At 45.5% G+C, this 12,659-nt stretch carries 12 protein-coding genes; 5 read left to right on the forward strand and 7 right to left on the reverse strand.

Annotated features, from left to right (window positions below):
* The first annotated feature begins 68 nt into the window (after positions 1-68).
* Positions 69-2,528 (forward strand): CBS domain-containing protein, encoded by a 2,460-nt coding sequence (locus QUB56_RS04130; protein ID WP_332953410.1) that lies wholly within the window; start codon positions 69-71, stop codon positions 2,526-2,528.
* A gap of 203 nt (positions 2,529-2,731) precedes the next feature.
* Here QUB56_RS04130 and QUB56_RS04135 read toward each other — a convergent pair whose 3' ends face one another.
* Together QUB56_RS04135 and QUB56_RS04140 are read right to left on the reverse strand one after the other, a co-directional pair.
* Positions 2,732-5,089, reverse strand: coding sequence for a polysaccharide biosynthesis tyrosine autokinase (locus QUB56_RS04135; protein ID WP_332953411.1), 2,358 nt, complete (start codon positions 5,087-5,089; stop codon positions 2,732-2,734).
* Between the two features lie 327 nt (positions 5,090-5,416).
* Positions 5,417-5,587: a hypothetical protein gene (locus tag QUB56_RS04140; RefSeq protein WP_332953413.1), complete on the reverse strand. Its 171-nt coding sequence runs from the start codon at positions 5,585-5,587 to the stop codon at positions 5,417-5,419.
* Positions 5,588-5,850: 263 nt separating this feature from the next.
* Here QUB56_RS04140 and QUB56_RS04145 point away from each other — a divergent pair, with 263 nt between their 5' ends.
* The gene (locus QUB56_RS04145) at positions 5,851-6,012 is read left to right on the forward strand and encodes a hypothetical protein (RefSeq protein ID WP_332953415.1); all 162 of its coding nucleotides are present in this window, start codon (positions 5,851-5,853) and stop codon (positions 6,010-6,012) included.
* 390 nt (positions 6,013-6,402) lie between these two features.
* Here the strand turns inward: QUB56_RS04145 and QUB56_RS04150 are convergent, their stop codons facing one another.
* The 5 genes from QUB56_RS04150 to QUB56_RS04170 form a co-directional block, all read right to left on the reverse strand.
* A complete protein-coding gene (locus QUB56_RS04150) occupies positions 6,403-7,833 on the reverse strand; it encodes an MFS transporter (protein WP_332953417.1) in 1,431 nt (476 codons plus the stop codon).
* A gap of 217 nt (positions 7,834-8,050) precedes the next feature.
* Positions 8,051-8,608, reverse strand: a complete 558-nt coding sequence (locus QUB56_RS04155) for a Uma2 family endonuclease (protein ID WP_332953419.1) — start codon at positions 8,606-8,608, stop codon at positions 8,051-8,053.
* 178 nt (positions 8,609-8,786) lie between these two features.
* Positions 8,787-9,338 (reverse strand): hypothetical protein, encoded by a 552-nt coding sequence (locus QUB56_RS04160; RefSeq protein WP_332953422.1) that lies wholly within the window; start codon positions 9,336-9,338, stop codon positions 8,787-8,789.
* A gap of 119 nt (positions 9,339-9,457) precedes the next feature.
* On the reverse strand, positions 9,458-10,135 hold the full coding sequence (locus QUB56_RS04165; RefSeq protein WP_332953423.1) for an ATP-dependent Zn protease: 678 nt from the start codon (positions 10,133-10,135) through the stop codon (positions 9,458-9,460).
* Entirely contained in the window at positions 10,132-10,347 is a 216-nt protein-coding gene (locus QUB56_RS04170; RefSeq protein WP_332953424.1) for a hypothetical protein, read from the reverse strand. Before QUB56_RS04170 ends, QUB56_RS04165 begins: the two co-directional genes overlap by 4 nt.
* Positions 10,348-10,377: 30 nt before the next feature.
* On the opposite strand from QUB56_RS04170, the gene rseP reads away from it, so the two are divergent.
* The 3 genes from rseP to nth are packed head-to-tail and all read left to right on the forward strand — an operon-like array spanning position 10,378 to position 12,380.
* A complete protein-coding gene (gene rseP / locus QUB56_RS04175; RefSeq protein ID WP_332953426.1) occupies positions 10,378-11,472 on the forward strand; it encodes an RIP metalloprotease RseP in 1,095 nt (364 codons plus the stop codon).
* A complete protein-coding gene (locus QUB56_RS04180; RefSeq protein WP_332953427.1) occupies positions 11,447-11,662 on the forward strand; it encodes a hypothetical protein in 216 nt (71 codons plus the stop codon). The genes rseP and QUB56_RS04180 overlap by 26 nt, the downstream gene beginning before the upstream one ends.
* Before the next feature lie 55 nt (positions 11,663-11,717).
* The gene (nth, locus tag QUB56_RS04185) at positions 11,718-12,380 is read left to right on the forward strand and encodes an endonuclease III (RefSeq protein WP_332953429.1); all 663 of its coding nucleotides are present in this window, start codon (positions 11,718-11,720) and stop codon (positions 12,378-12,380) included.
* The last annotated feature ends 279 nt before the right edge of the window (positions 12,381-12,659 follow it).

Here is a 12,659-nt window from a genome sequence, read left to right on the forward strand (position 1 = left end):
AGGTGTTTGTGCCGTTCCCCAAGGCTTTGCCCGATAGTTAGCCGCCCTCTGACAACTTGCAATCAACTATGCCCTTTTACCACCCGCCCTTTTACTCCTCAGCCTTAGAACAAGCGATCGATCGCTACCCCCTCACTGCCGGACCAGAAACTTCCTTAGCAGTGGCGATCGCCCTGATGAGTCAGTTGGAAAACAGTTGTCCCCTAGTCAAAATACCTTTACCCTCAGACCGGGGATCCCTGAACGAAGCGTCCGCGCCGGAAAAGGTGCGGGCCCACTGCGTGCTCGTCGTGCAGAACCAGCAGACTATTACCACAGGCAACTTCTCCAACAACTCCAGAGAAGGGGTGTTAATCGGCATATTAACTCCCGCCGACCTTGTGAGGCTGATAGCTTCTGGCAAAATAGACACTCAGCAAAAAGTAGCCCTGCACAAAATACCAATTTCCGAAGTGATGTCCCCGGTGCCGATTTCCCTGACAGAATCCGATGACCAAGACGTGTTTACCGCTTTATCCTTATTTCGCCAGCACCGGATTCGCTATTTGCCGATCGTCAATCAATGGGGCCACTTGGTAGGAGTGCTGACGCGGGAAAGAATTCGCCAAGTATTGCAGCCTTCAAACATTCTCAAATTGCGGCGGGTAGCAGAATTGATGACTACGCCAATTACAGCGCCCCACACCGCCTCGCTCCAGAGCATAACCGAACTGATGTCAGAGCATCAAGTCAGTTGCGTAGTCATTACAAAAAACAAAGAATTAACAATGGAGAAGCCCAAAGATGACTATACCTCCATTTTTCACTATTCCTTTCACCAACCCCTGGGAATCCTTACCGAATACGACATCGTGCAGGCACAATTTCTCGAGCTAAAATTCCAGCAAACCCCAGCTCAAAAAGTCATGAGAACTCCCCTGCAATTTCTGCAACCTTCCGATTCCCTGTGGACGGCGCACAAAGAAATGCAGCAGCAACAAGTGCAGCGGTTGGTCGTCTGCGGGGGGCGCGGAGAAATGTTGGGAATTATTACTCAGACCAGCTTGCTCAGAGTCCTCGATCCCACCGAAATGTACCGAGTTGTCAAACAGTTGCAGCAGTCGGTTTATCAACTGCAAGCCGAAAAAGTGGAACTGCTGCAAAACCGCAACGCCAAACTGGAACAGCAGGTGCGGGAACGGACTGCAAAACTCCACGAACAATTGCAGCGCGATCGGCTGTTAACTCACATTTCCTTGCGGATTCACCAATCCTTAAACCTCGAAGAAATTCTCCACGCCAGCGTCGATGAAGTCCGCCAAGTTTTGCAAGCTGACCGAGTAGCAATCCTGCATTTAGAGTCGAGCAATTGCGGCATTGTAGTGGCAGAATCCGTTGCCGAAAATTGGCCTTCAATCTTGGGAGAAATCATGCCCGATAATATTTGGCAAGAATCTGCTCCGGTGATCGAACAGGAAATTTATGCCGTCCCCGACATCGACCAAGCCGGTTTGAGCGCCGAAAAATATGCGCGGTTCCAGCAAGCGCAAATCAAAGCTTATTTAATTGTACCTATTTTGCAAGACGGCAATTTGTGGGGGATGATGTGCGTCCATCAGTGTTCCAAATCCCGGCAGTGGCAGCCTTCGGAAGTGGATTTGCTGCTGCAACTGGCAACTCAAATCGCGATCGCCATTCAGCAAGCCCAACTCTATCAGCAAGTGCAAAATCTCAACACCGATCTCGAACGCCAAGTCCAAGAACGCACCGCCGAATTGCAGCAAAAAGTTCACGAACTCCAGCATTTAAACGTCCTCAAGGATGAATTTCTCAGCACAGTTTCTCACGAATTGCGGACGCCTTTAGCTAATATAAAAATGGCTATTCATATGCTGAGAATTTCTCCCACGCCAGAGCGGCGCCAGATTTATCTAGAAATTTTAGAAACAGAATGTACTAGAGAAACAGATTTGATTAATGCTTTGCTAGATTTGCAGCGGCTCGAAGCCGCAACTTGCCCGATCGACCTCGAACCAGTAAACTTAGAAGTCTGGCTGCCTACTATTATCGACCCGTTTTACACCCGGGCCCAGGACCGCCACCAGCATTTGCGAGTAGAGTGCGATCGCCACCTCCCCACGATTAGTTCCAACCGCGCTAGTTTGGGACGAATTTTAGCAGAGCTCCTCAACAATGCCTGCAAATATACTGCCAATGACGGTCAAATTTATCTGAAAGTTGAGTGCAAAAAGGGAGACTGGGAACAAGGAGGACAAAATAAAAATTCGCGACAAGCAAGTGCTCTGGCTTCAGAAATCCAATTTACACTCAGCAATCAATCGTCCATTTCCATAGAGGAATTGCCGCGAATTTTTGAGAAATTTTATCGAGTTCCCAACGCCGATCCTTGGAAACAAGGAGGTACAGGTTTGGGTTTAGCTTTGGTTCAAAAACTTGTCGAACAGTTGCAGGGAAAAATTGAGGTTGAAAGCAGCAATGGCTGGACTAATTTTACCGTCACATTTCCTACCAAGCCGGATGGAAATTAGTCCGCCATCAGTCGATTTTAGATTTGACATTTTAGACGGGGGCGTAAGACGTTAGGCGAGCGCAAGCGTCGCAGGATTTGAGATTTGAGATTTACTTCACAGATGAATCTGGGATCTAAAACAAGAGTCTAAAATTTTGGAGGATCCACGACTCCTAGCGGGGGCTTGTATCCATTGTGGGGTGGGGCCATCTTTTTTGGCTGTCACTCTTTTTTGGGAGCTAGTTTGGGGAGGCCAGACGGTGCTGGTGAAAAATTCAAATATTCATTTTTATCTTCAACAACTGATGATTTAGATGCTTGATAATTTTTGCGTTTGGTGGCATGATTCGCAACTGTGCCCAAGCAGGGTATGCCAAAATTTTCTAATTGACTGAAAACTTTTTGGACTACAGAAAAGTTGACCTGGCGAATTGCTACAACCATCAGTATTCCATCTGTGCGCGCCGCTAAAAAATTGGCATCTTTACTGTCAACGAGGGGCGGCGTATCGTAGATAACTAAGTCAAATGTTGCCTGAAGTTCTTCCATTAAATACTGCATCCCAGCTGAGGCAAGCCGTCTGGCAGTACCGGGAATAGGGAGACCGGCAGTTAATACAAAAAGATTATCTGCTAGAGGCGATCGCTGGATAATTTCACTGGGTTTGTTTTGATTGTCTAGCAAGTTGCTCAATCCGTTGACATTAGGCAGTTCCAACAGCAAGTGCAGGCTGGGCGAATGCAAATTCGCGTCTACTAACAGCACTCGCTGACCCGCCAGCGCTGCCACGTGAGCTAAGTTTAAAGCAACGGTAGATTTGCCTTCGCCAACTGTAGCCGAACCAACTACCAAAGAGCTAATCGTTCGATTTGAAGAAAGAAAGCGGATATTAGTATAAAGAGAGTCAAAAGCTTCTATAAATTCCGCAGCATTTTTCTTATTACGCTCTTTTCCTTCAATATAAGCATAGGCATTAGCAATAGAAGGCGGAAATTTTTTAGCATTCTTGTCAAGAGGAATTTCTCCCAATAAAGGCGCATCAACCGCATCTTTAACGTCATCAGCACAGTAGAAAATATTTTGAAACTTTTCAATGAGGATAGCCGCTCCCAGGCCCAAAACTAGCGCCGCAACAACTGCCATCACCAATTTGTTTTTATCCTTCGATGCAAGTGGAATCGGTTTGCCCTTAAGATCTCGCGGTACCTGTGGTTCAGAAACCATTTCCCAAGGTACTTGGCTTTGAGCTGCTTGGATGCGCAGAGTTTCCCGCTGACTTAAAAGTTGATCCCGGGTGCGGGCGGCGATGTCTAATTGCTGTTGCAGTTCGTTGTAGCGGCGGGCTATACTGGGAAATTCTCTGGCTTGTCTGCTCAAATTGTTTTTAGTTTGGGCGAGCGCCTGACTGCGAGCTTCTAAGACTTGAATTTGGTTGGCAGTATCAACCAATTGTTTAATCAAGCCTATGCGAATCGAATTTTGAAAATTCTGAACTTTAGAATTGGCTGCCGTGCCTACTAAATTTTGCCCCAAAATTCGCTGCGTTTGCTGGTTGAGCAAAGCTACTAAATTTGCCCGCTTGCGCTCTAAAGCTTCCACTATAGGGTTAGCAGATTTAAAACGAGCTGTTTCTACAGCAATCTGACCTTCTACTTCCTTAACCTTGCTCAGCAAATCTTTATATTGAGGTTCTTCACTTAAAGCGGAAGCGGCAATAGCTTCATCTGGTGTAAAATCTAATTGTTTTTGCAAGTTAGAGTACAGCGTTTTCTGTTCTTGCAGCAGCCTTTGAGTTTCTAACTCTAAAGTTTCTACCGTGCGAACTTGCTGGAGCAATTGCGTACCTTGTTCTTTAGGATCGGTAATCTTTTGCTGCTGCTGTATTATCTGTAACTCAGACTTTAGGTCATTTACGCGCTTATTGAGTCCCGGAAGCTGGTCTTCAATAAATTTAACACCTTCACCAATGCGAGTCTTGCGTTCGTCAAGACTGTACTTTAAATATTTCTTTTTAGTTTCTTGTAAAATAAACTCAATTAATTCAGGATCCTGCCCGATGAAGCGAACTTCCAAAATTTTAGTGATCGTCAACTCATTTAGTCCGACGCGCACAACGAGTAATCCTTGTTTAATAAAGTCCGGGGTAACTTTTGGATATCGTTTTTGGACTTGTTGAGCAATAGCCGACAGCATCTGAGGACTCTGGAGAATTTCAAGTTGAGTTGGGTAGTCCAAACTAAAAAAATCTCGACTAGGGACTGCCTCCCCCTGGCCGCGATTGGCGAGGGCAGAGGGGTCAGCAATTCTTGCCTCCGTTGTCACGGGTTCCACTAGCATCCGAAAATCGCCTTGATATGTTTTCTGGCTTCTGCTGATCTTATAATAAACTCCACCGCCTACTAGACCTATAATCCCAATAATGATTAGGGCTTTTCGCTGAAAAGTCCTAAACAACGGCTTTAGATTCAATGATTTCTGAGGCTGCGCGCTTAACTCTTCTCCCTCGTCAACGGAAAATTGCTGCACCTGTCGGCTCTGGTTGCTAATGGGTACGATATGAGCATCCTGTTCTCTTTCCATGTTGACCTCTGTGAGATTTTGTTGGTACAATCAGCTTTGTTCTGCGAGCCTTCTGCTTGATACTTTGAGCATTGGCTTAAGGATATCACAGGAGATTCTTGGTTAGCCGAGCCGACTTCCTTCTAATAGTTCTCACTAATTTCACATAGTATACAAAAATCACTAAATCTCTATGCTGTGCCGGCTGGAAAAGTTCTTTTACAACTCCTTAAGAGTTGTATCCTACTGAATTTCGGTCTGCTGCGTTGTGCTTGTATTTAGGGTTTCCGGGTGGCTAAGCAAACTTTTTCGGGTCTCGCTCAGCTTCGCCGCAGGGGTGCAATAACTTTACGAAACTTTTACAATTGACCGTAACACCTCAGCCGCTGCTTGGGCCGGTATTGCCTTGTCATCTATGCCATTTTTCTGTTCGCCTGCAGCGGCAGCACCTGTTAACTTACCCGCTAACTGACGAGCTAAAAAGTTTTCCTTTTTTCCTGTAGATATAATTAGCAGCATTCAGCCGATTTTTGGAACGGCAACTAATCGAATCAATTTTCGATGAAAATCTGTCTCTTCTTTTAATTATAAACTTTTTGAGGAGCTGAATGACTGCTTAAGTTTATATAATTAATTATGCCTCCCATTGTATCACAAACTTCAATCAAATTTGAGGGACAGACATAAAATTTAATAATTTGCGTTCTCAAACTCGATCGACATCTCGAAAAACTCAAGCCTTCTGGCTTTTTCTACCGTTCGGGATGGTGCGGAGCAATGTTATGTTTTTTCGTAGAAAAACTAGGTTTCTGGGTTCCTGGGCTATTAATAAAACTATCGCTTTTATAGCCGAAGGAAGAAGGAAGTTCGGCAACGGCGCTTGGAGAGGATTGAACGGATGTAATATCATTTCCGGTTACACCGTCCGTGATGTTGACTGTTGACTGTTGGCTGTTGACTGTTGACTGTTGACTCGAATTTACTATTCCGATGCTAACGGATTTGATATAAAGGGTGGAGGTTGAAGAAAGAAGCGAGAAGGAATAAAAGCAAGGATTTCAGCAATTAAAAACGTCCTCACCGTGGGGCGCGGTTCCTCGATTCGCCATCCGAGCAAGCTATAGCAATCCTTTCGGGAAACGCGCCACGGTTTTTTTTGTTGAAAGGAACCGATGAAAGAGGCAGATGACAAGTCCGTAAAAGAAGAGAAGAGAAGAGAAGAGAGGAAAAGAGAAAGAGTTCGACAGTAATGGGAGGCTTGCTATCGATAGCCGGATTAGCCGTTTTTAGTTGTGATTTTTTGATTTTAGTAATTACCCATTACTGATTAAACCTTACTGATTTTCTGCTTTTTTTTCTCGAAGTCTCAACAAAATTTCTGCATGAACTTCGCGAGTAATCGGATAAAAATATGTGAGAATCATGCCAGCAATTAAAGCAATAGTCGGCAGCGGCCCGATCGCAACTCGAATCGCAAACAGTGCCGAATCTGGCTGTACGGGTGCCGGCTGTCCGGGAACTGTAGATAGAAATCCAGCTCCTTCTAATGCTTGGCCTACCAACCACAAACCCCCTGCCAATCCGATTTTTTGCAGCAGTACCATAAACGAATAGAACACGCCTTCGCGTCTTTCTCCTGTTTGAAGCTCATCGAGTTCAATGACATCCGGTATCATCGACCAAGGTATTAGATAAGCAGTGGAAACTCCTACACCTGCCATGACTGCTAATAGGTACATCTGCAATACTTGTCCTGGTTGGAGGAAAAACAGTCCAGCTTGGGCAATAATCCACAAACTCATGCCCATAAAATATACGGCTTTTTTGCCGTATCTCTCGCTGACTTGACTCCAAACAAATAGCATGATTAATGCAGTGCCTTGAACTGCGATCGCCACCAAGCTAAAAACGTACTGTGGCTGTTGCATCCAGTTAACAACAAAGTAGGGAATAATAGTAGCCGTCAACTGCACTCCCAGCCAAGAAAAAAGATAAATTCCAATGACGTACAAAAAAGGGCGATTGCTAAATGCAATCTGCAACTGTTCTTTCAGTGGCAAGGATGTAGAATTATCTAGTTCGGGGTTTTCTAATAGTTGGGCTGCGACGTGCTTGCGAGTTCCCAAAACGCACCAGTACAAAGGCAAGACAGAGATAACTGCACAGATTGCGCCTAATACTAAATATTGTTGATTCGGGTCGTTTTGAAATACACGAAAGATAATTAGAGCTAAGATTAATGAAAAGATGCTGCCGCCAATTGAGAAAGCAAACCGAAAACTATTAAGGCTAGTGCGTTCGTTGTAGTCTTGAGTAAGTTCTGGAGTCAGGGCCGTGTAGGGAAGATTGACAGCCGTGTACGCGGTGTTGAACAAAATGCCGATCGCAACATAGTACCAAAATAACACTGTGCGATCCGTGCTAGGTACAATCCACTGCAATAAGAAGAATATGCCGAAGGGAATGCCACCATATATTATCCAAGGATATCGGCGGCCCCAAGGGTGAGAAGTGCGATCGCTCAAAACCCCGACAATCGGGTCATTGATGGCATCCCAAACCTTGCCAACTACCAAAATATTGCTGGCTAAGCCGGCAGGTAAACCAGCGACATTGGTAAAGAAAACTAGGAGGTAAAATGCTAAAACATTAGCGGTAATTGCCGGGCCGAGGTCGCCGGCACCGTAAGCTAATTTTGTTGAAAAACTGAGTTTTTTTGTTTCGGGGTTGTCGGCGGGTGGTTGAGGCCCGGAAGTGTTGCTCATAAACTTTAATTTTGGGATTTTTTGGCAGTCACAGTCTTTCCAGTAGGAGTATAACTCGCGCTACGCTCTAATACTAAGTTTTTTGTGGGGTTCGGGACTAGCCTGAAGCTTGGGTAATTGATAATTGGGTAATTGGTAATTGATAGGTTGGTGGGGGCGGGTTTACGAGATGATTGGTCTGAGGCAATTATTTTTGGTAAAACCCGCCTCTACAGACTTAAGGAAACAGTTGCGAAATCTGAACTTCTATTTCGGGAAATGCCAGCATTGACAATACATCATCTTCATTAAATACTGTTTCTTGTCGGTAGTTTTCCTCGCCCGGTTCGCGAAAAACATAAACTTGCCGCGTGTTAACATCCAGTATCCAATAATCAGTAATTCCCGCCTTAGCATAAGCCGGTGCTTTCCGCTTGCGGTCTGTTTCTAAAGTCGTGTCAGCTATTTCTAGTAATAACAAAATATTGTCGGGCGCGGGATGAAAATCTTGGTACAGCCGGGGGTCGATTTGCACTACAGCAATATCCGGTTCTGGTTCTGAATTATAACTTAGAGCGATCGGGTCTTGAATGCGAATTAAAGCAAGTCCTGCCAGCAGACTTCTTAGATAGTCGGCTGCACAGAGATTAGTTGCTGCGTGGGGAGGATTTTTTGCACTCATTGAAATAATTTGTCCGTCAATTAATTCGACTCGTTCATCGGGATTGAGAATGCCCGTTTCGCTCATGCGGCGGTATTCGTCTACAGTCCACAAGCGTATATCTGTTACAGTCATGGTACGATTTCCTTGGGCTATACTATCTATTATCCTAAAGGCAGAAACCGGGTTTTTTATCAATATATTGGATGAGAGACTTAACACTGGTAAAAAAACCGGTTTCTTTGGTAGAGTCCCCGACTACTTTAAATCCAAAATCCCCAATCTAAAATCTAAAATCTAAAATCTAAAATTGCTATGTCAGCAATTTAGATTTTGCTGTAATTGCTCCGACACACCACAAAATAGCATTGACAATCTCCGAACGCTGGATGTCCTCTTCCGCTAAAAAACTCGCAAACTCTTCATCAATATTCAGGTTGTCTGCCAAAGCATAAAGCACTTGCTTGTACTCTGTGGGCATCGGTGTTAATGTGACATTAACTAAATTTAACAGCGCGTTCAAACAGTTAAGCATAGTCCCTGATTCGTCAATATCTTCTGCATCGAGCAAGTACAGCGTTTCTGCAATGTCACAAATAGCGTCTATTTGTGTGGGTGGCTTTCCCTGTTTGCTGACATCGATATTGCACAATTGGAGAGCGTTAATCGCTAGTTCTGGACGGGTAAAAAAGACAAGTTGACCGCCGGCTACTAAAGGCGGCTCTTGTTCTCCATAGACAATTAGAGTATAGAGATTTGGTATTTCGGTGTCGGGGTCGATGCGGAAACCGAACAGCCACAGCAATTTTTCTGTATTTAGGTTTGCTGTTTGCAGTGTTGTGGGGAAATTTTTGGGTTCTGACATGAATTTTTAATCCTTATAAAATTTACGCTGTTAAATCCGGTTTCTACGCAAAATCTGGGTTTTAGTGAGAAATCTATAAATAAACCGGGTCGATCGAGACAAGAATGAGTAATTTTTGTTTATAAGTTTTGCTGGATTATGTCGCAGCACTCAGCGACGGTTGCTCTTTTTTCCATGGCTGCGACTAGGGCTTCGTAAGCTGATTTGTGGCTTTCGATTAGGTTTTTGGCTCGCAGCGAACTCCAGTTTTGTTTGAGTTGAATTTCGGAACTCGGACGGCCCAGTTGTATTAAAATTGCGCTAATTTTTGTAAGGTCTTCGGCTCCTCCTTGGGCGCTGCCGTAAACAAATTTTTCGGCGACTGTGCCGGCCATCCACACGGTGCAGTATTGGTCTAAAAGTTGGGCGGAAAGAGTGCCGCTTTGGAGTTGAGATGCTAATTGTTCGTCTTCAAATCGGACGCCGCCTTGGGCTGTTTGGCCTTGTTTAAATGCTTCCCAAGCGTTGAGGGCGTAGCTGGTTACGGGAATTCCTAATAGGTGGGCAACTAGGAAGTGTCCGGCTTCGTGGTGAAGGATACGATCGCGCTTTTGTTTGGAAGTTCCCCCCAGCCAATCTAATAAAATTGTACCGCCTTGACCTTGCCACTGGAAACTATCGAGGGTGGCTAGCCCCAACAGGCAAAAAGTGGCGATCGCAGGTACGGCTTCTGGCAAGTTGAATAGGGGCCCCAACAATATTGAAACGGTGATGGCAAAGATAGAAATAGCGATAATATTCAAAGAAGTGTCTTTCATAACTGGGAATTGGTAATGGGGAATTGGTAATGGGGAATTGGTAATGGGGAATAGGTTTTAGAGGTAAACTCAGGTACGATCGCGCGATCGGGAAAGGCAGCGTCGGGTCGATCGGAGCGCCCGGGACTTCCGACAAAAACTCTATCTTCCAGTTTGACTGAAAATTGCCGCTGCGAAGCCACCGATATTAAAAAGATATTAAAATAAGTCAAAGTCAAATAAAAGTGTTAGTGGAATCCTTCATGTCAGTTTTGGCAGCGATCGCAGTTTTAGGTATCTTGATTGTCGTTCACGAACTCGGCCACTTCCTGGCGGCGAGACTTCAACACATCCACGTCAACCGCTTCTCTATCGGTTTCGGGCCCATTCTCTGGAAGTACCAAGGCCCGGAAACTGAATACGCCCTCCGCGCTTTTCCCCTGGGAGGTTTCGTGGGTTTCCCCGACGACGATCCAGAGAGTACAATTCCCCCAAATGACCCGAATTTGCTCAAAAATCGCCCCGTGCTCGATCGGGCGATCGTCATTAGTGCAGGGGTAATTGCCAACTTGATTTTTGCTTACTTCCTGTTGGTGGTGCAATTGGGTACTGTCGGCGCTGCACAAATGAACTACCTACCGGGAGTTAAAGTCCCGGAAGTAGCCGCGGAAGTCAGTTCGGCCGCGAAACAAGCGGGAATTCGATCGGGCGACGTTGTTCTGTCTGTTGACGGCAAGCAATTGGGGGCTTCCCGCGAAGCAATCAAATTATTGGTCGCAGCAATCCAAGATCATCCCAACCAACCCCTAGCTTTCGAAATTCAGCGCCAAGAACAAAAATTTGTGGTGACAGTAACTCCTGAACTGTCGCCCGACGGCAAAGGTCGCATTGGCGTGCAGCTAACTTCTAACGGCACTGTTGTGCGGCAGCGGGCGGGAATTGTAGAGGCGTTTAGCAAAGCCGCCAAAGAATTTGAGCGGATTGTGCTGCTGACGGTTCAAGGTTTCGGGCAGTTACTTAGCAATTTCAACCAGACTGCCGAAAAGTTGTCCGGGCCTGTGGCGATTGTGGCGATTGGTGCAGGGATTGCCAAATCGGATGCTGCGAGTTTGTTTCAGTATGCGGTGTTAATTAGCGTCAATTTGGCTGTGATTAATATCTTGCCTTTACCTGCTTTGGACGGCGGTCAGCTAGCTTTTCTCTTGATAGAAGGACTGCGGGGCAAGCCTCTGCCGAACCGCATTCAGGAAAATGTCATGCAGACTGGTTTGGTGTTGTTGCTGGGTTTGGGAATTTTCTTGATTATTCGCGATACTGCTAATTTGGCTGGGTTTGATTTGCGAAATTTCATGCAATAGTAAATCAAGGCAGAGGGAAGAAGGAAGAAGGAAGAAGGAAGAAGGAAGAAGGAAGAAGGAAGAAGGAAGAAGGAAGAATTATCCCTACTTTCCCCTTTTCCTATTTTCCTGTTTTTCCCTCTCCTTTTTTTCCTCCGCAAGCGAGGCAGAGTCTCTGGATATCGATTCCCGGGCAGATCCTGGAAGTTAAAAATAAATAACAAATGACTAATGACTAATGACTAATGACTAATGACTACTGACTAATGACTAAAAAGTTAAGTTTGAAACAACGCTCGCTCGAAATTCTGATTCGCCTCAAACGCCTGTATCCAGAAGCTCCTTGCACTCTCAACTACGAAACTCCCGTGCAGTTGCTGGTGGCGACGATTCTCTCGGCTCAGTGTACGGACGATCGAGTAAATCTGGTAACGCCGGCTTTGTTTGAGCGTTTTCCCGATGCGGTTGCTTTGGCCAATGCTGATTTAGAAGAGCTCGAAAGTCTGGTGCGATCGACTGGTTTCTACCGCAATAAGTCTAAAAACATTAAAGGTGCTTGTCAGGCGATCGTCAATAAATTTAACAATCAAGTGCCGCAGCGGATGGAACTGCTACTGGAATTGCCCGGAGTTGCCCGCAAAACGGCTAATGTCGTTCTCGCTCACGCTTTTGGTATTAATATGGGCGTGACCGTTGACACTCACGTCAAACGTTTGAGTCAGCGGTTGGGATTGACCGAACATACCGATCCTACAAGGATCGAGCGGGATTTGATGGTATTGTTGCCGCAGCCGGATTGGGAAAATTGGTCGATTCGGTTGGTTTATCACGGCAGGGCGGTTTGTAATGCGAGAAATCCGGCTTGCAATATTTGCGAACTTGCAGATTTGTGCCCTTCTGCTAATAGTTTGGTGTTGCACCAAGGTTAACTACACGCAAGATGCCTGTACCACAAAAATCTTGAGTTATTCCAGATTTGTACCTTTTTGCTAATAGTTAGGTGTTGCACCAATGGTAAGTACAGGCTTTCCGGCCTGTCCCACAAAAATGTTGAGTTATTGTGGAACAGGCCGGAAAGCCTGTTGCTAAAAATGTTGAGTTATTGTAGAACAGGCCGGAAAGCCTGTTGCTAAAAATGTTGAGTTATTGTGGAACAGGCCGGAAAGCCTGTTGCTAAAAATGTTGAGTTATTGTAGAACAGGCCGGAA

Origin of the sequence: Microcoleus sp. AR_TQ3_B6, from assembly GCF_036702785.1 — a bacterium.
Taxonomy (GTDB): Bacteria; Cyanobacteriota; Cyanobacteriia; order Cyanobacteriales; family Microcoleaceae; genus Microcoleus.

Bases quoted from the DNA above. Each gene is read 5' to 3' on its own strand.
- QUB56_RS04160 (WP_332953422.1), bottom strand. From the start codon at position 9,338: ATGTCAGAACCCAAAAATTTCCCCACAACACTGCAAACAGCAAACCTA.
- QUB56_RS04140 (WP_332953413.1), bottom strand. From the start codon at position 5,587: ATGCTGCTAATTATATCTACAGGAAAAAAGGAAAACTTTTTAGCTCGT.
- QUB56_RS04150 (WP_332953417.1), bottom strand. From the start codon at position 7,833: ATGAGCAACACTTCCGGGCCTCAACCACCCGCCGACAACCCCGAAACA.
- nth (WP_332953429.1), top strand. From the start codon at position 11,718: ATGACTAAAAAGTTAAGTTTGAAACAACGCTCGCTCGAAATTCTGATT.
- QUB56_RS04130 (WP_332953410.1), top strand. From the start codon at position 69: ATGCCCTTTTACCACCCGCCCTTTTACTCCTCAGCCTTAGAACAAGCG.
- rseP (WP_332953426.1), top strand. From the start codon at position 10,378: ATGTCAGTTTTGGCAGCGATCGCAGTTTTAGGTATCTTGATTGTCGTT.
- QUB56_RS04135 (WP_332953411.1), bottom strand. From the start codon at position 5,089: ATGGAAAGAGAACAGGATGCTCATATCGTACCCATTAGCAACCAGAGC.
- QUB56_RS04145 (WP_332953415.1), top strand. From the start codon at position 5,851: ATGTTTTTTCGTAGAAAAACTAGGTTTCTGGGTTCCTGGGCTATTAAT.
- QUB56_RS04155 (WP_332953419.1), bottom strand. From the start codon at position 8,608: ATGACTGTAACAGATATACGCTTGTGGACTGTAGACGAATACCGCCGC.
- QUB56_RS04165 (WP_332953423.1), bottom strand. From the start codon at position 10,135: ATGAAAGACACTTCTTTGAATATTATCGCTATTTCTATCTTTGCCATC.